General features: G+C 35.6%; 16 protein-coding genes and 1 pseudogene (1 of these 17 cut by a window edge). 7 read left to right on the top strand and 10 right to left on the bottom strand.

The genetic code is table 11. The features are described from left to right. Positions 1–637 precede the first annotated feature (637 nt). Entirely contained in the window at positions 638–1,966 is a 1,329-nt protein-coding gene (locus tag BWD162_RS05020; protein ID WP_078705694.1) for an NAD(P)H-dependent oxidoreductase, read from the bottom strand. A 156-nt stretch (positions 1,967–2,122) separates the two neighbouring features. Between BWD162_RS05020 and BWD162_RS05015 the strand changes: the two genes are divergently transcribed. Continuing rightward, positions 2,123–2,611 carry a MaoC family dehydratase gene (locus tag BWD162_RS05015; RefSeq protein ID WP_078705693.1) on the top strand — a complete coding sequence of 163 codons (489 nt, stop codon included), beginning with the start codon at positions 2,123–2,125 and terminating at the stop codon, positions 2,609–2,611. On the opposite strand, the pseudogene BWD162_RS05010 reads toward BWD162_RS05015, so the two are convergent. The 6 genes and pseudogenes from BWD162_RS05010 to BWD162_RS04985 form a co-directional block, all read right to left on the bottom strand. After that, positions 2,608–3,266 (bottom strand): annotated as a pseudogene (locus BWD162_RS05010) (methionine ABC transporter permease). The gene BWD162_RS05015 and the pseudogene BWD162_RS05010 overlap by 4 nt on opposite strands. Beyond that, positions 3,259–4,293, bottom strand: coding sequence for a methionine ABC transporter ATP-binding protein (locus BWD162_RS05005; protein WP_078705692.1), 1,035 nt, complete (start codon positions 4,291–4,293; stop codon positions 3,259–3,261). Before BWD162_RS05005 ends, BWD162_RS05010 begins: the two are co-directional and overlap by 8 nt. 6 nt (positions 4,294–4,299) lie before the next feature. Next, positions 4,300–5,118: a MetQ/NlpA family ABC transporter substrate-binding protein gene (locus BWD162_RS05000; protein ID WP_078705691.1), complete on the bottom strand. Its 819-nt coding sequence runs from the start codon at positions 5,116–5,118 to the stop codon at positions 4,300–4,302. A gap of 279 nt (positions 5,119–5,397) precedes the next feature. Further along, positions 5,398–6,429: an aspartate-semialdehyde dehydrogenase gene (locus tag BWD162_RS04995; protein WP_078705690.1), complete on the bottom strand. Its 1,032-nt coding sequence runs from the start codon at positions 6,427–6,429 to the stop codon at positions 5,398–5,400. 724 nt (positions 6,430–7,153) lie between these two features. After that, a complete protein-coding gene (locus tag BWD162_RS04990; protein WP_078705689.1) occupies positions 7,154–7,345 on the bottom strand; it encodes a Trm112 family protein in 192 nt (63 codons plus the stop codon). 13 nt (positions 7,346–7,358) lie between these two features. After that, positions 7,359–8,021: an LON peptidase substrate-binding domain-containing protein gene (locus BWD162_RS04985; RefSeq protein WP_078705688.1), complete on the bottom strand. Its 663-nt coding sequence runs from the start codon at positions 8,019–8,021 to the stop codon at positions 7,359–7,361. Between the two features lie 752 nt (positions 8,022–8,773). Here BWD162_RS04985 and gcvT point away from each other — a divergent pair. The 3 genes from gcvT to gcvP are packed head-to-tail and all read left to right on the top strand — an operon-like array spanning position 8,774 to position 13,062. Further along, on the top strand, positions 8,774–9,895 hold the full coding sequence (gcvT, locus tag BWD162_RS04980) for a glycine cleavage system aminomethyltransferase GcvT (RefSeq protein WP_078705687.1): 1,122 nt from the start codon (positions 8,774–8,776) through the stop codon (positions 9,893–9,895). Between the two features lie 6 nt (positions 9,896–9,901). Continuing rightward, entirely contained in the window at positions 9,902–10,270 is a 369-nt protein-coding gene (gcvH, locus tag BWD162_RS04975; RefSeq protein WP_078705686.1) for a glycine cleavage system protein GcvH, read from the top strand. Between the two features lie 5 nt (positions 10,271–10,275). After that, positions 10,276–13,062: an aminomethyl-transferring glycine dehydrogenase gene (gene gcvP / locus BWD162_RS04970; protein ID WP_078706147.1), complete on the top strand. Its 2,787-nt coding sequence runs from the start codon at positions 10,276–10,278 to the stop codon at positions 13,060–13,062. A gap of 438 nt (positions 13,063–13,500) precedes the next feature. Here gcvP and alr read toward each other — a convergent pair whose 3' ends face one another. Further along, positions 13,501–14,622, bottom strand: a complete 1,122-nt coding sequence (gene alr / locus BWD162_RS04965; RefSeq protein WP_078705685.1) for an alanine racemase — start codon at positions 14,620–14,622, stop codon at positions 13,501–13,503. 703 nt (positions 14,623–15,325) lie between these two features. Between alr and BWD162_RS04960 the strand changes: the two genes are divergently transcribed. The 3 genes from BWD162_RS04960 (at position 15,326) to BWD162_RS04950 (ending at position 19,041) form a co-directional block, all read left to right on the top strand. Further along, positions 15,326–16,156 carry a ferredoxin--NADP reductase gene (locus tag BWD162_RS04960; RefSeq protein ID WP_078705684.1) on the top strand — a complete coding sequence of 277 codons (831 nt, stop codon included), beginning with the start codon at positions 15,326–15,328 and terminating at the stop codon, positions 16,154–16,156. Between the two features lie 228 nt (positions 16,157–16,384). Continuing rightward, entirely contained in the window at positions 16,385–17,302 is a 918-nt protein-coding gene (gene trhO, locus BWD162_RS04955; protein ID WP_078705683.1) for an oxygen-dependent tRNA uridine(34) hydroxylase TrhO, read from the top strand. Between the two features lie 605 nt (positions 17,303–17,907). Next, a complete protein-coding gene (locus BWD162_RS04950; protein ID WP_078705682.1) occupies positions 17,908–19,041 on the top strand; it encodes a type III PLP-dependent enzyme in 1,134 nt (377 codons plus the stop codon). Between the two features lie 117 nt (positions 19,042–19,158). On the opposite strand, the gene BWD162_RS04945 is transcribed toward BWD162_RS04950, so the two are convergent. Together BWD162_RS04945 and BWD162_RS04940 are read right to left on the bottom strand one after the other, a co-directional pair. Continuing rightward, on the bottom strand, positions 19,159–20,730 hold the full coding sequence (locus BWD162_RS04945; RefSeq protein ID WP_078705681.1) for a DHA2 family efflux MFS transporter permease subunit: 1,572 nt from the start codon (positions 20,728–20,730) through the stop codon (positions 19,159–19,161). A gap of 19 nt (positions 20,731–20,749) precedes the next feature. After that, positions 20,750–21,799 carry the 3' portion of an HlyD family secretion protein gene (locus tag BWD162_RS04940; protein ID WP_078705680.1) on the bottom strand. It continues 48 nt past the right edge of the window, so 1,050 of the gene's 1,098 nt are visible here — the last part of the coding sequence; the start codon falls outside the window, past its right edge — the gene reads right to left on this strand; it ends in the stop codon at positions 20,750–20,752.

The raw sequence follows: 21,799 nt of genomic DNA, 5'->3' as shown, positions 1-21,799 counted from the left end.
AAAACATGCTAAATCTAGCTAGAATGGTGGTCATTCTAAATAGTCCATGGAAATAGTTAAGGATACCACTTTGCATTAAAATACAAATTAATAGTCAAACTATGGCACAAAAACACCATGAACTTTTTAAATAACATAAAAAAATTTTACTAACATTTATTCTACGTTCAGCATGTTGCTAGTATAAAACATTTATGAATATAACCAGATTTAAACAATTTTTTAAATGAACTGTAAAGAAAAAATAACTATTAACAATTTAATCGCATAATTCATCGGCAAACATATATTTCAAAAGTTTGACTAGAAAGGTTCCTAATATTTTAAAGAATTGTAAAATATAATATTATACATTATTATTTTTTAGTATTTCTTATTCTTACATTTAAAAAAATAATTTACCAAATACAAATCATTAATTATCAAACCATAACCAGTAAGACTACATTGTATTTTCATTATATTGGTAATAAAATGTTATGAACAATGATTTGCAGCTTGTTTTAGGAAAAGTTACAAAACTATGACAGAAGTGGAGGTGACAAAAAGAAAGCAATGAAAAAAAATAACAAATAACGACTTAGATAAATAATATGTGTATAAATAAAAAATATACTTGGAAAAATATTAATTTAATTTAAAATAAAGCCTCTTTTTTGAATAAAAGATTCTGTTGAGAACGAAGGTGTACAATGTACTGATCTTCGCAAAGGGTGGTATTATATTCTGTGATAATTTCATTCTTTTTAATCTCGGATATAATTGTTGCTTTTTCTAGAAGACCGCAAGGAATAGCTTTGTGTATACGCGCTTCTGAGGCACTCATTGTCCAAGCACGGTAGCTATATAAACCAATCGAATCTAGTTGATCACCAGGATAAAGATCTTTTTTTGCAACAGCACAAACTTCTGCTACTGGATAATTAAGTGGTGCCATATCTGATTTACCATAAAGTACAGCACGTGCGCAGGTAAGTGGAACCTCCATCGAGGTTAAATGATATGGACGATAAAAGGTAAAATATGGCCCTTCCCCAACTTTTAAATCTTTCATACGTTCGCGTAAACGCGGGTGCATTATTTCAGCGATTACAAAAACACCAGGCGATACTCCTTGACCTATTGAATAGTCTACAACACCGTATCTATTCAAAATACCACCATCTTCTTTTGGAATAAGTACTTTGTTTAAATCTTCAAGTGCTGCTTGTGGACCGTGCATTCCAGGACAATCTGGCAGGAGACCTGTGGCATTAGCAATGGCTGCCATTTCAACCATCGTTTTAGATCCATCAATAAATTCAACTAACATGCGAACATTCATATTTCGTCGCAAAGCTTCTTCTTCATACAAATCTGGTGTAGCATCAAAAATAAGAGGATTATTTTTTCCTTTACCAGCTGCAACAATCTTATGCCCAAGAGCTGAAACAAATTCAATAAGTTCCATACAAGAAGAAGGTTCGTCACCAGCACCAAGTGTATAAATTAAACCTCGTTTATCCGCCTCATGCTTAAGATAAGCACCAATTGTAACGTCTGCTTCGACATTCATCATGACAAGATGCTTATTATTTTCAAGCGCTTTAAGACCAACTTTAGCGCCTGTTTCAGGATGACCTGTTGCATCAACTACAATATCAATTTGCTCATTACCCAAAACAAGATCAAGATCATCCGTAACAGCAATTAAACCTCTTTCAATCGTTTGAGTCAAAGCTGTAGCGTTTTCAACTTCACGTACATAACCTTCTTCACCATATGCTAAAACAGCTGCATCAAAAACACGTGATGGTGTTCGAGTAGCAACAGCTGCAATTGTTATACCATCCATATGTACAACACTTGACAATAAATCTGTTCCCATTTCACCACAACCAATAAGTCCAATACGAATGGGTTGATAATTTTCTGCCCGCTGTTTCAAATCACGTGCTAAACCTGTCAATTTTACATTACTTGCCATTATTCTTTTCCACCCAAAAAAGGAAAATTATTTATTCGCAGAGCATAACTTGTCTGTAAAATATTTCATCTTTTATAATTGATGCTCTAATCAATGGATTTTATAAAAGCAAGGAAGAATGTATAAGCTCTTGTCAAATAAAACAGGAATAGCATTATGCAACGAAAAATAACAATACAAGATATAAAAAATCTCATTGGAAAAGAAATTGGTTTATCCCAATGGCGCTTAGTTACACAAGATATGATTAACCAATTTGCATCTGCAACAGATGATCATCAATGGATCCACGTAGATGAAGAAAAAGCAAAAAAAACACCTTTCGGTGGTACTATTGCTCATGGTTTTCTGACATTGTCGCTATTATCTACACTGGCCTATGAAGCATTACCAAAATTAGAAGGTGCAACAATGGAAATTAACTATGGTTTTGACAAAATACGCTTCATGAGTCCTGTAAAAACAGGTGCACAAATACGCGCCCGTTTTATTTTAGATGACGCAAAAATTCGCCCCTCTGGTAGAATCGTCTTTCATTATAAAACTACAATAGAAATCAATAAATTAAAAAATCCAGCACTTATCGCACATTGGCTTATTATTGCTATGATTGAAGAGAAAGAAATAAACTCTTCAATTTCTTAATGCTTCGTTCTATCAAATTTCTGCGCAACTCGGTTACCAAACCATTGAACAAAATATTAAGAATAATCAAAAAGATAATAACTATTGTCATAATAGAGGTATTATAACGCTGATAACCGTAGCGGATCGCCATATCACCTAAACCTCCACCACCAAGATATCCAGCAAGTGAAGTGGCACTGATAAGAGAAATCACCATAACAGTAAAACCAGTAATTAAACTGGAAAGCGCTTCTGGAATAAGTACATATCTAACAATTTGAAAACGACTAGCTCCCATAGAACGAACAGCTTCAACCAAACTATATTCAACTGTTTTAAAAGATAATTCTGCTATACGAGCATAAAAAGGAATGGCTGAAATAGTGAGAACAAAAATCACGGAAAAAATTCCCACACCACTTCCCACAACAATACGCGTAACAGGAAGAAGATAAAAAGCAAGAATTATAAAAGGAATAGCACGCACACTATCGATAATAATACTTAAAGGACGATTAATAAGACGTGATGAAAAAAGACTTCCATGCGCAGTTGTGTAAAGCAACAAACCAAGCGGAAGACCTATAATAAATGCCATAAAAGAAGCACTAATTGTCATAAATAATGTATCAAAAACAGCACCAGGAAGCTCATGAAAAAGAATATTAAACATAACCTAAAACCTCACAATATCGTCCTTTTTCTGTTAACCATCTGACCGCTTTTTCTAAAGCTACTTTATTTTGACTTGGAAGACCTAAAAAAAGGCGACCTATAACTTCACCCTGAACTGTATCAATACCACCATGCAAAATACGTACTCTTAATCCTATTTCATCTTCAAGAAGACTTAAAAAAGGTTGCTGAGCAATTTCACCAGCGATATTAATTTCAACAACAGCTTCTTGACCTGTTGATTTAAGTTTTTGTGCCAATTCTTTAGGAAGCTGTGGCGTTACAAGTTTCAACATAGCAATTGTTGTGTCTTCTTGTGGTGATGTAAAAATATCTTTCACACATCCTTCTTCTACAATACGCCCTTGATTCAACACAACAACACGATGCGCAATCGCACGAACAACTTCCATTTCATGCGTAATAAGTACAATAGTTAAATTGAGACGATTATTAATATCAGCAAGGAGCTCTAAAATAGATTGCGTTGTTTCAGGATCAAGCGCAGAAGTTGCTTCATCTGATAATAATATTTTAGGATTAGCCGCTAAAGAACGTGCAATTCCAACACGCTGTTTTTGTCCCCCTGAAAGTTCTGCAGGATAACGATACTCTTTTCCAGATAATCCTACTAATTCAATAAGCTCAAAAGAACGTTGGTAACGTTGTTTTTTATTTACACCTGCTAATTTGAGAGGTAACGCAATATTATCAATAACTTTTTGCGAAGATAAAAGGTTAAAATGTTGAAAAATCATCCCAATACGTTGACGATAAGGAGCCCATTCTGTTTCTGTCAAATTTGAAACATTAACACCTTCAAAAAAAATGCCTCCTTCATCAATCTGTTCTAACCCATTTAAACAGCGCATAAGTGTAGATTTTCCTGCACCACTACGCCCGATAATGCCAAGAATCTCACCTGCATGGATATCGAGAGATAAGTTATCAATTGCTGGAGTAGACGCTGCACTAGAAAAATAGCGACTAACATTTTTTAAAGAAATAAGAACAGAGGTTTCCATTCGTCATTACCAAGACGTTTGAACAGCTGTACCAAAAACCTCTTTAAGTTTTGCACGTACAGGTTCGCTATTATAAGCAGCTACCAATTTTTTAACCCATGGCTTATCTTTATCAATAGTGCGCACGACAATAACATTATTATAGGGATTATTTTCTACTTTTTCCCATGCAATAACATCTTTTTGTAAATCCAACCCAGTAGTCAAAGCCCAATTTGTATTTACAATCACAATATCAAAATCATTAATTGCTCGTCCTAGAATGCCAGCATCCAATTCGCGAATCTTTAAATTTTTAGTATTTTCAACAATATCAAATGGAGATGAAAGAACATTCTGAGGATTTGTTAACTTAATAAAACCTAAAGAATCAAGAAGAAGCAAAGCCCTTCCACCATTTGATGGATCATTAGGGATGCCAATACTTGCTCCATCACGTAGATCTTTTATATCTTTAATTTTACGTGAATAAACACCAATTGGAGAGATAAATGTATAACCAACAACTGAAAGTTTATAACCATGCTGCATAATTTGATTATTCAAATAAGGAGTATGTTGAAAAGCATTCGCATCAATATCTCCTGCATTAACAGCATCATTAGGCAAAGTGTAATCAGAAAAATAAACAAGCTCAACATCCAAGCCAGTTTTTTTAGCCTGCTCAACAGCAACCTTCCAAACAGTTGCTTCTTCTCCTTCCATAACACTAAGTTTAATTTTTGACTTATCTGCTGTTACAGCAAAAGGAACATGAGAAAAAAATGCGGAAAGAAAAAGAGATACTCCGACTACAATATACCAAGACAATTTATTCAATGTCATATGTGTTTATCTTTCTTATACTTTTCAAGATTTTTTAAGGGAAAGCCCAATATACTCAATATTTTTAGGAAGAAAATTAAAGAGTATAAAAGCTTAATAGAATATTCAATCATTTTTATTGAAAAGATAATGTTATTTTTTGCTATGAATACCTGTTATTCCAATAAATATGTTTTTCAAACATTTCAATTTCAAATTTAATCAAAAAACTCTGCTAAATTTTTAAAAATCCATTTCATAGCATACAACAATTTTTTTGCCTTATATTACTGTTTTTATTTAAGCAGCTACTTTAGGTTTGATCAAACCATTAGAGACAAGCAACTCAGCAATTTGAATTGCATTCAATGCTGCTCCTTTTCTCAAATTATCAGCAACAACCCAAAAAGTTAGACCATTTTCAACAGTAATATCTTCACGGACGCGACTAATAAAAACATCATTTTCACCAGTGCACTCATAAGGAGTGATATAACCACCGTCTTCACATTTATCAATAAGTTGGCAGCTTGGTGCATCGCGTAAAATGGTTCGCGCTTCATCAGCACTCAATGTTTTTTCAAATTCAACATTAACAGCTTCAGCATGACTGATAAAAACAGGAACTCGAACAGCAGTAGCTGTTAATTTGATCCTAGGATCAAGAATCTTTTTTGTTTCAGCCATTACTTTCCATTCCTCTTTAGTATAACCATCTTCCATAAAAACATCGATGTGGGGAATGATATTAAAAGCAATGCGTTTGGTGAATTTTTTTGATGAAATTGGATCGGCAACAAAAACTGCTCTTGACTGTTCGAACAATTCATCCATCCCCACTTTACCGGCCCCGGAAACTGATTGATAGGTAGAGACAACAACGCGCTTAATAATTGCTGCATCATGAAGAGGTTTTAAAGCAACAACAAGTTGAATTGTTGAACAATTAGGATTAGCAATAATATTATGTTTAGAAAAACCGCTTATAGCTTTTGCATTAACTTCAGGTACAATTAAAGGAATATCAGGATTATAACGCCAAGTGGACGAATTATCGATTACCACACAACCAGTTGCACCAATCTTGGGAGCATATTCTTTAGAAACACTTCCTCCAGCAGACATAAGGCATAAATCTGTATCAGAAAAATCATATGTATCAAGTGCTTTTACCTTTAAAGTTTTATCACCATAAGAAACACTTTGCCCTAATGAACGCCGTGAAGCTAAAGGAATTATTTTACTGGCAGGAAAACCTCTCTCTTCCAAAATTGCCAACATTTCACGACCAACATTCCCGGTTGCACCAACAACTGCGACTTTGAAATTCATTTTTCTACACTCCTATCTTTTCCCATTGTACAAAAATTAACATATTATCAACCTCTTTCTTTGTACTGTAACAAGGAAAAGATAAGTTAATTAAGAGGCATAAAATAATCTTTACGTTGTTTTTAAGCTCAATTCAGTGCTCCATAATGATTTAATTAATCAGCTATGCATATTTATCGTGATCATAACACTATAACGGCTTCACATTTATAATGTACCGTTTCTGTTAAACTTTTGAAAATAAAAAAAAATTTGAATATTATATATCAAGCTATACAAATACCTTCTTGATACGACCTCAATTTATTGAGTTCCTTATTTTTTGTCAATTTCAATTATTATACTTTAAAAACTTTTGAATAATGACTCTACAAATATATTGAATACTGACATTATTTATTGCACTGATAAAATCTTCTTCATTTCGTTATTTAAAATGTGAAGCTATACATAAATTGTTTCTAAGATTTTTTGAATCTGTTTGGAATTTTCAAGCTATTTACGCTGTTAGTCAGAAAAAACAATCAAAATTTTATTTTACTTACAGCACAAAAGTCGGCTCATTTCCCAACCATAAAGACCTAATTCTCACAATATATATGGAGCAAAAATATAATCTCATTTTAAATAAAGCAGTTCTTTTGTAAAAAATGCATAAAGATTGATTGAGGAAGAATCTTTATAGCTTTTAAATTGATCTGCAAATTACTTCTTAATAAAAAGGCTATTTTTCATTTGGTTGTAAAGAACGAGCCTCTGAAGCAAGCATAATAGGAACACCATCACGAATAGGGTAAGCCAAATTCGCTTTAAGTGAAATTAATTCTTGTGTTTTTCGGTTTAAAGAAAGTGTTCCTCTTGTAATTGGACAAACAAGCAATTCAAGCATTTTGGGATCAGTAATCATTTTTTTCATATTTTTAGATCCATTAATTTAACCGATGATATGTTCCTTTTTCTTTCATAAGTGAACGCTCAGTTAAAGCAAGAAGAGTTTGGGCACGACTTGCAATATCTGGTGCTTCCAACAAAGCTTGTTTTTCTGCAGGCGCAAAAGGTATAAGAATTGAGAGAGTATTCACTAATACAGACGTGGGTGTTTGCATAATACTATTCCAATGATGTTCCATTTCATGAATAGTTAAATAATGTTCAACAGTGCTTAATAAATTTTCTCGGTTAATGTCTTCTGAAACATCAGATTCTTGCAAATCTTTTGTGTTTGATCGAATAACAGCAACCCTATAAGATTTTGTGTTCACTAATTCTTGTTCCAAAGTGAAACGGCAAATTCCTTGGAGTATAATAAAAAGCCGCCCATTACCTGTTTCATTGTAATTTGTAATACGACCTATACATCCTATTTTATAAAGTTGTTTAGATAAGCTATCTATATCCGATGAAAGTGGTTGAATCATCCCTAATAGACGATTGGATGCCATTACATCTTCAACCATTTCAAGAGTATTCGGTTCAAAAATATTAAGTGATAGAAAACCACCGGGTAACAACAATGCACCTTCTAAGGGGAAAAGAGCAATCTGCTTTGGCAAATCATTTTCACAATTATAGTAGATATTGCCAGCTTTCATAAATATTTGTGACCTTTATTTGATGTAGTTTGGTGCCAAAACAACCACAGTTTATAATATCATTTAGGTATAAGAAAGACTATATTATAAATTAACTTATCTCTATAAAATACTTTATTTGTCTATGAGTGATAAAAAACTGCAACTTTATACCCTCTCATTTACGAGAGAAAATATATGAGAAAATGGAAATAAAAATATAAGATGCCTTTAAATAGAGCTTTATAATTTATCAAAAATATCCACTATTAAATATTACCAAATCTTATCATTATGATTAGATTATTGCTAAACAGTATAATGCTTCTTTAAAATTTTGAATTATCTTTTTTGTTTATAACCCTTGTACTTTCCCCTTATTTTAACGCAATAATTCTTAAAAAAGAATCCACATAATTTCAAAATCTTTAAAATAGCTTATGTATACCAAAAAACTTAAAATTTAGGGAATACTAATCAATTTGCTAATGACAGTATGGAGAAGATAGAATATAAATAACAATATGTCAGAAAAAGCGTTATCATTACCTTCATTCTTATACGTAAGGAAGCAAAACGCAAATTTTCACACCATCGCTAAAGGGGAAATAGTCTATAATTTTAAAAACCATAAAGGCTATAAAAAGCTGATTCGAAAAATGGCTGGATTCATGCCAACAATTTAAACATTTCTAGTAAATTCCTTAAGGCTTATGATAGATAAGAATAGAAGTTACCATATTATGTAGTGATGGTGCGACTTTGGAGAAATTATGAATACACTATCGCAAAAACCTGAAACATCTTCTTTTAAAAATCTTCCCTTACATAAATTGCACGAAAAAGCAGGAGCAAAATTTGGTCCTTTTGCTGGTTGGATGATGCCTTTAACTTATCCTTTAGGAGTTTTAAAAGAACATCTTCATACTCGTGCTCATGCTGGTCTTTTTGATATTTCTCATATGAAATTGATCGTTGTTGAAGGATCACAATCAACCGAATTTTTATCCTACGCCCTTCCTGTAGATGCTGCATTTTTAAAAGAGCGCCAATCACGGTATAACTATTTACTTAATGAACAGGCTGGTATTCTTGATGATCTTATTCTTACTCGTTTAGGGAATCACCGTTTTATACTGGTAGTTAATGCAGGTAATGCACAAGCTGATCTTGCTGAACTTAAAAAACGTGCTACTAACTTTGATTGTCATGTGAGCGCACTTGAAAGAGTACTTCTTGCTCTTCAAGGGCCACAAGCTGCATCTGTTATAGCTGATGCGGGGTTGCCTGGTAATGAACTGTTATTTATGCAAGGATTTGAACCGTGCAAAGATTGGTTTGTAACACGTTCTGGTTATACAGGGGAGGATGGTTTTGAAATTGCGTTGCCAGAAGACCAAGCCCACCAATTAGTGGAGAGGTTGCTTAGTGACCATCGTGTTGAGTGGATTGGTCTTGCAGCACGTGATAGTCTTCGGTTAGAAGTGGGATTGTGTTTACATGGCAACGATATTACACCTGACATCAACCCTATTGAAGCTGCACTGACATGGGCTGTTTCCAAAAGTGTTCGCGAAAAAGCTGAATTTTATGGAGCGAAAGCTTTTCTTGAAGCATATGAAAAGGGACCATCACGTTGTCGTGTCGGTCTAAAACCACAAACGCGTCAACCTGTACGCGCGGGTGCGGTTCTTCTAGATGATAAGGGTAATCAGATTGGAGTAGTAACATCGGGGAGTTTTGGTCCTTCTTTTGATGGTCCAGTAGCAATGGGCTATGTCCCTGTTGATTTGAAGGCTGAAGGAACAGAAGTATTTACTGAATTGCGTGGTAAAAAGATTGCGCTGTCTGTTCATTTACTCCCTTTTATTAAGCAACGTTATTTTAAAGGGTAATATTCTATGTCTAAGATTTATTTTACACAAGATCATGAATGGATCAGTATTGAAGGGAAAGTAGCCACTGTTGGGATCACTCATCATGCTCAAGAACAGTTAGGTGATTTGGTTTTTGTTGATTTGCCACAAAGTGGCACACAATTGTCCAAGGGAGATTCTGCTGCTGTCGTGGAATCGGTTAAAGCAGCTTCAGATGTTTATGCACCTATCGATGGCGAAGTTGTCGAAATTAATGAGGCATTGGCAGATGATCCTGCATTGGTAAATCAAAAAGCCGAAGAAGAAGGTTGGTTATGGAAAATGACGCTACAAGATGAAGCACAACTTGATGGATTGCTAGACGAAAATGCGTACAAAGCGTTGATTGGGTGAGTGCTATGCAAGAACGTCGTTTTTTTTCTCGACATATTGGGATTCGACCTGGTGAAACACAAGAAATGCTAGATATTTTAGCTCTTGATTCAGTTGAAACATTGATCTCTCAAGCTATACCTCAGTCTATTCATTTAGAGCGTCCACTTAATTTGCCGCAAGCAGCAAGTGAAAAACAGGCTTTAGAAGAGCTATCCAAAATGATGGAGCGTAATCGTTTGCGCAAAAATTTTATTGGCCAGGGATATTATGGAACATGTGTACCATCTGTTATTTTACGCAATCTCTTTGAAAATCCAGCTTGGTATACTGCTTATACACCTTATCAAGCAGAGATTAGCCAGGGTCGTTTAGAATTATTATTTTATTTTCAAACATTGATCAGTGAATTGACAGGTTTACCTGTTGCTGCTGCTTCACTTTTGGATGAAGCAACAGCTTTAGCTGAAGCTAATGCAGTAGCTTTCCGTTTTGCCCGTGAAAAGAAAACAAAAATTTTGATTCAAAGTTTATTGCATCCTCAAACTTTGAGTGTCATTCAAACTCGTGCTGAGACGCAGGGTGTTCACATAAACACGCATAGTGAAATTTGCGCAGATACAGCAGCTATTGTTTTATCATGGCCGGATACAAAAGGTTGTTTTAACGATTACAGTGAAGTCATTAAAGAAGCAAAAGCAAAAGAAGCGCTGGTAATTGTTGTTGCTGATCCTTTGGCTCTCACTATTATGGAGTCGCCAGCAAAATGGGGTGCAGATATTGTTGTTGGCTCTATGCAACGTTATGGTGTTCCAATAGGTTTTGGTGGTCCTCATGCGGGTTATCTTGCTGTGAGTTCTGCTTTAACGCGCTTGATTCCAGGACGTATTGTTGGTCAGTCAGTCGATACGAAAGGACGTGTTGGTTTTCGCTTGGCATTGCAGACTCGTGAACAACATATTAGACGTGATAAAGCTACATCAAATATATGTACAGCACAGGCTTTATTGGCTAATATGGCTGTAGCTTATGCTGTTTGGCACGGACCACAAGGTTTGCAGGCGATTGCTAAAAGGATTCACCATTTAACATGTCGTTTTTCTAGTGGTTTAGAGGCAGCAGGTATACGTTGTGAAAATCGACACTTTTTTGATTGTGTTAGTGTTTTTATTGAAGGAAAAGCTCAAGAAATTGCGACTCGAGCAAAAGAGAAGGGGTATCTTATTCGTGTTATTGACAGTGATAGGGTTGCAATCAATTTTGATGAATTATCAACAGAAGAAGATGCCTGTGCTTTAGCGCAGCTTTTTGGGGCAGAACTAGCAGACAAATCTGATTCAAAGCTTTTGGGTAAAGAACGTGATGCTGCTTTTCTTTCACAGCCATTTTTTAGGGCGATTCATTCAGAAACAGATATGATGCGTTTTTTACGCCGCTTATCAGATAAAGACTTAGCGCTGGACCGAGCGATGATTCCGCTTGGCTCTTGTACAATGAAGCTTAATGCAGCGGCTGAATTAATACCTGTGAGCTGGCCTGTGGTTGCTAATATACATCCTTTTGCTCCTCAAGGAGACGAAGAGGGTTATCGAGAAATGATCAGTCAGCTAAATGCGTGGTTGTGTGAAATTACAGGGTTTGCTCAAGTTTCTTTTCAGCCAAATTCTGGTGCTCAGGGCGAATATGCCGGGCTTTTGGCTATTCGTCGATATCACCAATTTCGTGGCGATCATCAACGTAATATTTGTCTTGTTCCCGCATCTGCACATGGTACCAACCCAGCTTCAGCTCATATGTCCGGTATGAAAGTTGTTGTGGTTCAGTGTTTAAATGATGGCGATGTTGATATTAATGACCTTAAAGCCAAAGCACAGTTGCATAAGGACTGTTTGGCAGCTTTGATGATTACTTATCCTTCAACGCATGGTGTTTATGAAGAAAGCATTAAAGACATTTGCGCTATTATCCATGAAAATGGTGGGCAAGTTTATTTTGATGGGGCCAATTTAAATGCGCTTGTAGGTCTTGCACGTCCAGCAGATATGGGTGCGGATGTTTGCCATATGAATCTTCATAAAACATTTGCAATTCCTCATGGTGGTGGTGGCCCTGGTGTTGGGCCGATTGGTGTAAAAGAGCATTTAAAGCCATTTTTACCTGGTCATGAACAGCATAAGACAACACATGCAGTTTCTGCAGCTCCTTATGGAAGTGCTTCTATTCTTGTTATTACGTGGATGTATATTCGAATGATGGGAGCAGATGGTTTGAAGTATGCAACACAAACAGCAATACTAAATGCCAATTATATTGCTGCACGTCTTTCAAAGGCTTATTCTATTCTTTATCGTGGTAAGCATGGTTATGTTGCTCATGAATGTATTGTTGATACACGTTTATTGAAAGAACAATATGGGATTAGTGTTGATGATATTGCAAAACGTTTAATAGACTATGGATTTCACGCACCAACTATGTCATTTCCAGTTCCCGGAACTTTGATGATTGAGCCAACAGAATCAGAACCAAAAGCAGAAATTGATCGTTTTTGTGATGCTTTATTATCTATCGCTGAGGAAGCTAAGCAAGTCGGTGAAGGTGTTTGGCCAAAAGAAGATAATCCACTAGTGAATGCACCACATACATTGGCAGATACTTTGGATGATCATTGGAAAAGGGCTTATTCACGACAAGAAGCTGCTTTTCCTAACCGCCATGTTGATCCAGCTAATAAATATTGGCCGCCTGTTTCACGCATTGATAATGTTGCTGGCGATAGATCATTAATCTGTTCTTGCCCACCATTAGTGTAATGTATTCAATATCATAAAATCCACTCATTTTATGTGGATTTTTAGAATTATTTATTAAATAACGAGTATTATCAAATTTTGTTGTGTTAAAAATTAGTTTTCCACTTATGTCATTGACTTATGAATTGGCTATTTTCTTTGTTTTTAAATACAAGTGTTTGAAAATTCTTATAAATTAAATTGAGAATTTACTGCCAATTTTATTGAATAAAAGAAAAGAAGAAGAATTCAAATACAAGTTAGATTCCCTCTATTCATTTAGTACATATTTGACACTGAAAATCTGATTATGTTGATTAAATTTGATTCTTGTAAAGATAGAGAATGAGTATAATCTTGTCTTTCCTAAAAAGGCTTGTATTAAGGTTACATCAGTGAGCTCCCTTTTTCTAAGTACTAATTTTCAGAAATTGATTTTATTAGTAGTTTTTTGATGGCTTAAATATAAATACGTTTACAACGAACACTAAGAGAAGAAAGAATTTCGTGAGGAACGGTATTTGCATCTATAGAAACATCTTCAATTGTTTGATGTTCTCCGATAAGCTCTACCCAGTCACCTCTTTTAGGTTTATTGTGTTCAAGGTCGGTTGCATCAACAATTATAGAATCCATAGAGATTCGTCCAACGATGGGGAGTTTGTATCCTTTGAAATAAACAGAACCTTTATTAGAAAGATTGCGCATCCATCCATCAGCATAACCGATAGAAATAGTTGTAAGAATACTTGGCCGGGGGGTAATAAAACTCCTTCCATAGCCGATTGGCATACCTTCTTCAACAAAGCGGCTTTGAATAACCTGAGCTTCAAGTTTTAAGACAGGTTTGATGGGTACTGGGTGTTTTCCATGGAGACTAACTCCATAAAGTGCAATGCCTGGACGAACAAGATCAAAATAAAAATCTGGACCAAGGAAAATTCCTCCAGAATTAGCAAGTGAAACTTTACACGCAGGTAATTGTGCAAGCATTTCTTTCATGGCGGTTAGTTGTGTATAATTAGATGAGTGTGCGAAATCATCTCCATTAGAAAGATGACTTATAATATATTTTATATCTGCTATTTCAAATAGGGTAGGGTGCTCGATAAGTTGTTGTAATTCTTTTTGATCGAGACCTAACCGATTCATATTGGTATCAATTTGAACGATTGCTGGGAATTTTTTACCCTTTTCTTGACAAAGTAGTTGCCAACTTTCAATTTCATGCCAAGAATTAAGAACAGGGACAATACCAGCTTGAGCTACAAGTTCTTCTGCAGTAGGTGGAAGCCCATTAAGAAGGGCAAGAGTAACATCAGGTGGTAAAATGGTTTTTAATTGAAGTGCTTCTTTAATTTGAGCGACAAAAAAAGTACGACAACCAGCCTGATAAAGTGCAGGAGCAACTTTTTCAACACCTATCCCATAAGCGTTAGCTTTTACGACAGCTGAACATTCTGTAGGAGCAACATGTTGAGCTAAAGCTGTGTAGTTAGCAACAATGGCACCAATATCAATAGTTACGACAACTGTATAAGGAAACGGTGTTTTTGTTTCATAATCAATAGATTTATTCATTGTAAAATCTTATCTGTGTCAATAATAAACACGAGGTCTTTTTTGAGTTGTTTCTTGTATAAACTCGTGCAGAGAATTCAGCTATTGTTTTTATTTTTGAAATTATCCCGAATTATATATAATAAAAATAATCTTTTGAAATAAAATGTTTAGCTTTGATATACTCAATGGAATATTATTCCCGATCTGTATTGTGGGATCACGTAATTCATACCATAATTAACAAACAAGCTATTTTTGGTTTAAATGCATGTTTTAGAAACAAATGATATTTCCTATGCGTTGTATGAATCTATAGAAAAAGTGAAAAGCATTCTCAAGTATTATAAAGCATGTGTATTGTTTATGGTGAATATTTAAATTGCTTTTGAAAGAAGAAATAGAAATTTTTGTTTTAAGGTTTAAGGCTGTCAGTTTTTCAAGATTAAGTTTTGACAACAAGTCATGCTTGTTATTGGTTGTGTGTTGACGCTAGCAATATGGTATAATTGAATTGATTCATTATAAAATGATTATTTGATAAAAGATTATTTGGTATAACAGACATCTGTTTCAGATGTTTTTATTTGATTAGTTTCAGTTCTAAAAGTGTTATTTTAATGCTTATATGTTTAAGAGAGATATTGGCAGATAGTTGTGCAACCATTATACCATTTACAAAATTTGAAATTCAATGTTCAATAAGGGTATAAGGAACAATTTTATGAGTGTATGTACCACCAATGTTCAATCAAACATCAGTAGTGTTGCACCAAACTTTCCGATTCCTGACAATGTATTTGCACTCACCGTTCAGGAGGTTTGCCATTATACAGATCATTTGTTTAAATTTCGTCTGAACCGGCCAGAAACTTTTCGTTTTCGCTCAGGCGAATTTGTTATGATTGGCTTACCAAATGCAGAAAAGCCAATTTATCGTGCGTATTCAATTGCCAGTCCATTTTGGGATGAGCAGTTAGAATTTTTTTCTATCAAAGTCCCAGGAGGACCATTGACCGAACATCTTCAAAAAATCAAAATTGGTGATACGGTTTTAATGCGTAAAAAGTCTACCGGAACATTGGTTCTTGATACTCTTATTCCTGGAAAGCGTCTTTATCTCCTTTCAACAGGTACAGGTGTTGCTCCTTTTGCAAGTCTTATTCGTGATCCCGAAACTTATGAGAAATTTTCTCAAGTTGTGCTTGTTCAAACAACCCGTGAGAAAAATGAGTTGACGTATGCAAAAGATCTGGTTGCATCTTTATACCAAGATCCCTTAATTGGTGAATATGCACAGCAGTTAAAATTTTATCCTATGACTACTCGCGAACCTTCAGAATATATGGGGCGCATTACTAATGTAATGGAGAGTGGTGCTTTTTTTGAAATGGCTGGCTTGCCCAAAATTAATTCTGATGAAGACCGTGTAATGATTTGTGGTTCAATGGCAATGCTGAAGGATTGTGCAGCAATGTGCGAATCTTTCGGACTTATTGAAGGGGCAAATAATGCACCGGCCACGTATGTTGTGGAACGTGCTTTTGTAGGGTAGAAAAGAAACTATATCACGCTATGCATTATGAACACAGCATTTTGAATTATATGAGCAACAATATTGGAATTTATTTTTAAATAAGAAGTGAAAGGCACTCTATTTTGAGTGTAAGGTAATTTTACTCTATGCAATAATATGATGAGTATAGTTTAATTTTAGCACAATATGTAAAAAGTAATATGAATAAGTCTTGAAACTGAAAGAAACGCGGGTTATTGCAAGAATATGGAAAAAAATTTTAAAGTTGCTGCTCTTTATTGTTTTGCAGATTTGAAACATTATCATCAATTACAAAAACCCTTGCAGGATTTATGCCAGGCAAATGGCATCAAAGGTACCTTGCTTTTAGCAAAAGAGGGTATTAATGGAACAGTTGCTGGTTCTTGTGCTGCAATTGAGGCGCTAGTCCATTTTATTACTGCACAGCCTGCTTTGCAGGAGCCAGAACTTAAATATTCATGGGCGTCAAAAATGCCTTTTCATCGTATGAAAGTGCGGTTAAAAAAAGAAATTGTTACAATGGGAGTAGAGGGTGTTAATCCGTTAGAAATTGTTGGCACTTATGTAGAGCCTGAAGATTGGAATGCCTTAATACAAGATGAAGAGACAATTTTAATTGATACACGCAATGATTATGAATATGCATTGGGTAGTTTTCAAGGAGCAATTGATCCTCGTATTAAAACGTTTCGTGAATTCCCTGAATGGATAGCTAAGCATGAAGGTGATTTGAAAAAGAAAAAGAAAATCGCCATGTTTTGCACAGGTGGTATACGGTGTGAAAAGTCAACAGCTTATGTGCGTGGGCTTGGTTATGATCAAGTTTATCATTTAAAAGGAGGTATTTTACGCTATTTAGAAACAATGCCAAAAGAAAAAAGCCTGTGGTGGGGTGAATGCTTTGTTTTTGATGAACGCGTTTCTGTGAGTCACGGTCTTGAAGAGTGTGGGCGTGAATTGTGCCGGGCTTGTCGCTATCCTCTTAATGCTGAAAGCAAGTTATCACCTCATTATGAAGAGGGTGTGTCGTGTGATGCTTGTTATAATACACGTAGTGACGCTGATAGACAGCGTTTTCGAGAACGTCATAAACAGTTCCAGTTATTAAAATCACGTGCAATGCATTCCTATCAAGAACGATGATGATTGGTTTTAAATATTCAAAGCTTTTGTTTTAAAAGGGCACTTTGAATAAAGGTTATTAGTTAGCCTATTATTGCGCGCAGAAGATAGGAATAAGCGGATTTACATTTTTAGACAAAGTGTATTTTTATCAATTATTTTTTTATCTAAAAATAAAAAAAATGATTGAAATAAATAAAAATTAGTCTTATACGCGACATTGCCCAAAGTCGCACGTGCCTGTGGGTGTCCGCCGGTTCTCAAATGGTGAGATTAACCGGTACGGTACCTGGAACTAACCACTCCAGTCATTCTTACGGCCAATCGAAAGAATGAGGACATCTTGAAGCAACGACGGTGCGGGCCTTTCTGGTGTCTTCCAGCTATTTAAAATGCTGGGATAACTATAGAGGCACACCTCATTGCCTTCAGTGCGGAAGTTTTTGTGCAACTCCAATCAAAAAGGCAGACAAAATAGAACAATGCGATTTTCGCGCTGTTCCTTCGTTGCATACAATGCTGATTTATCCTGATTATTTGAATAACTAGGATAAAAATAGTGGTTTGTGTGTATTTTGTCCTTTGGTTTAAAGGAAGGCTTTTGTCTTCCTTAAGGAGAATTGCAAATGACAACGCAACGTATTCGCGATTTTCTTTCAACACATCGCCCAAAAGGTCCATGTTTGATTGTTGACCTTGATGTTGTCCGTGAGAATTATTTAAATTTTGAAAAAGCTCTTCCTCAATCGCGTATTTTCTACGCGATTAAAGCGAATCCAGCACCTGAAATTTTAAGTTTGCTTGCTTCTTTAGGATCATCTTTTGATGCTGCTTCTGTAGCAGAAATTGAAATGGCTTTAGAGGCAGGAGCAACAGCTGAGCGTATTTCTTTTGGGAATACTATTAAAAAAGAACGTGATATTGCTTATGCACATACTCTTGGAATTTCCCTTTATGCAGTTGATTGCGTTGAAGAAGTGGAAAAAATTGCTCGTGCTGCACCAGGGGCTCGCGTTTTTTGCCGAATTCTTACCAATGGTGAGGGGGCAGAGTGGCCATTATCACGCAAATTTGGCTGTGTTCCCGATATGGCGGTTGATGTGCTACGCCGGGCACACCAATTAGGCTTGCAAGCATATGGTGTGTCTTTTCATGTGGGATCTCAGCAGACGCATTTAAATGCTTGGGATCACGCTTTATCAGATGTAGCTTTAGTTTTTGAGCGTTTGGAAAAAGAAGGTATTCAGTTGCAATTGGTTAATATGGGGGGAGGTTTTCCAGCACGTTATTTAAAAGAGGTTCCTACAACTCAAGTTTATGGTATAATGATTTTTGATTCATTAAAAAAACATTTTGGTAATCGTATCCCTGAAACGATTATTGAACCAGGGCGTGCAATAGTGGGCAATGCTGGTGTTATTCGTACAGAGGTTGTGTTGATATCCAAAAAAGCAGATAGCGATAATATTCGCTGGGTTTATCTTGATGTGGGGAAATTTAATGGCCTTGCAGAAACTATGGGCGAAGCTATTCGCTATCCTATTGAAACAATTCATGATGGTAAGGCAATGGAGCCTTGTATTTTAGCGGGTCCAACATGCGATTCAGCAGATGTCATGTATGAAAAAACACCTTATCTTCTTCCTTTATCTTTAACCATTGGTGATGAATTGTTAATTCACGGAACTGGCGCTTACACAACAACCTATGCATCTGTGGCATTTAATGGTTTTGAACCTTTACGATCTTACGTGATCTAAGCTTTTTTAAAATGTGTAATATTACTTTATAAAGCACACAATTGAAATGGCAAAGGAATAAGACTGTGCTATTTAGTAATCAACATACAAGGTTTTTCTCACACTTTACGATGTAAATTAGTGATTTGGAGAAATATTAGTAGATATCGATGTTTTTTTGAGGAAGGTGGTGCAAAAAGTTAAAATACTAAAAAGAATGGTCATTATAAAAAAGATATCACTAAAAGCCATGGTTTGTGCTTGTATGAGAACCATATTAAAAAGTTGGAGCAAAGAAAGACCGTGGGGATCAAAAGTAGCAGAGCTGAACTGCATGGTGAGCTTTGAAAGCATTTCTGTTGCTTGAATATTTCCATGCTGAATAGTTTCAGCTGTTCGTCCGTAATGAAGGTCAGTACGTTGCATCATAAGAGTGCTGATAATAGCAAGCCCCACTGCACCACCAAGATTTCGTGTTAGATTGAAAAGACCAGAGGCATTTTTCATTCGTTCTGGTGGTAATGATCCAAAGGCAATATTATTAATAGGAACCATACACAACATAACTGAAATACCGCGAAAAATTTGCGGCCAAAAAAGCTCCCAGAAATCCCAATCATCTGTGATGGAAGTGGCCAACCAGGTTCCCCACGCAAAGCTTGCAAGCCCTATAGCTATCATAAGACGTGCGTCCATTCGTGCAGAAAGGAATCCCGCAAGAGGAGCGGTCAAAAACATAGCTAAACCTGAAATAAAAACTGCATTTCCAATCATGAGGGCATCATAGTGACGGATTTGACTTAAATAGACAGGATAAAGATAGGTAAGGCCATAAAGACCTATCCCAAGCGTAAAAGAAAACATTGCTGCAATCGAGAAATTGCGATTGGAAAAAGCAGTGAGGTCAACAATTGGTTCTTTTACAGTAAAGGCACGCCAGAAAAATATGCCAGCAGATAAGAGCATGATAATAAAAAAATTAAAGATCAAATTATCATTAAACCAATCATGGCGTGCACCTTCTTCCAAAACATATTCTAAAGATCCTAAGAAGATTGCCATAGAGATAAGGCCCCACCAATCAAATTTAGCGAATAAGGACAAATCAGCTTTATCAAAATCAATTAATTTCCAAGCTATAATTGAGATGATGATTCCAAAAGGCACATTAATAAGAAAAAGCCAATGCCACGATAAGGTATGACTGAGATAACCACCTACTGTGGGGCCAATGGTGGGTGCTAGTGTTGCTACTAGTCCAACGATAGGCGAAACAATTGGGCGTTTAGAGGGAGGAAAAATTGTATAAGAAGCAACAAAAACACTAGGAATGATACCCCCTCCAATAAAGCCTTGGAGTACTCGATAAAATATCATTTGTTCAATGGATGTTGCTGTGGCACAAAGAATAGATGAGATAGTAAATCCGACAGTTGATAAACTAAATAAAATACGTGTTGAAAGTAAACGCCCTAAAAAGCCGGAAAGAGGTAACATAATAACTTCTGCTATAAGATAGGAAGTTTGAATCCATGAAATTTCATCAGGACTGGCTGATAAACCAGCTTGAATTTCAGCCAAAGATGAAGAAACAATTTGAATATCTAAAATAGCCATGAACATACCAAAAGTCATAGCAATGAATGCTATAATTTTACGCATTTCTGTACGATTTTGAGAAGAAATAGGTATGGATGTTGGGTTTTTCATGAATAAATCATTTATTTTGTTATAAAGGACTTTTATCTTGAGGCCTTGTACGTGTATCGATTTTTACTAAAACACTCATTCCTGCTCGGATACGCCCGCTTTTTAATGCATCATCGGGGATGGAAATGCGCACTGGAATACGCTGGGTAATTTTAGTGAAATTACCTGTGGCATTTTGTGGTGGTAAGAGAGAAAAAATAGCTCCCGTTGCAGGTGAAATAGAAAGAACTTTGCCTTTAAAAACCTCATTTTTAAAAGCATCAACAGAAATATAAGCAGTTTGTCCATTGTAAATATTTTTCAATTGCGTTTCTTTATAATTTGCTTCAATATATAGTGTATGGATGGGTACTAATGCAGCAAGGCGTTGACCGTTGACAACAAAATCACCTGTTTTTGCTGTTAAATTTCCAATAACTCCATTAAATGGGGCACGCAAAATAGTTGAATCAAGATCGCGTTTTGCTTTATCGCGCATAAGCTCAAGACTTTTTGTCTCACTTTCAATTTCATTTCGTTGAGCTTCTAACACTCGAATATTAGCCTGCGCTGCAGCTATTTGTGCATCTGTACGAGCAACATTGGCAATAGCTTGTTCATAGGCTGATTTTGCATTGTCAAAATTAGATTGAGAAACATAATGATCAGCTTTAAGTTCTGTAGTACGCTGTAAAGTTAGTTGTGCATTAGTTGCTATGGCAGAGGCAGCAGTTTTTTGTGCTTGAGCGTCATCTAGAGCACTACGGGCAGCTATAATTTGTGCATCAATGCGTGCAAGGGTTTTTTGTTGTGTGTCAAGACGAGCTTTTGTCTGCTCCAAGCTGATTTGATAATCACCACTTTCTAATCGAAATAAAATATCGTCTTTTTTTACAGCTTGATTGGCTTTAATAGCAATTTCTTCGATATATCCATTTAATTTAGGGGCAATAGCCGCTATATCCCCTTGTACATAAGCATCATCAGTTGTAAGTATATAACGCCAATGTGTTAGCCATTTATAGCTAATCCAAAGCATAAGAAGCATAAGAACAATAAAAAAAGCACTGATTATTTTCTTTTTTTTCAT

The sequence above is a fragment of the Bartonella sp. WD16.2 genome, assembly GCF_002022505.1.
GTDB lineage: Bacteria > Pseudomonadota > Alphaproteobacteria > Rhizobiales > Rhizobiaceae > Bartonella.
Note: the sequence above shows the minus strand (reverse complement) of the source record. Positions and strands in the feature narration are given on the sequence as shown.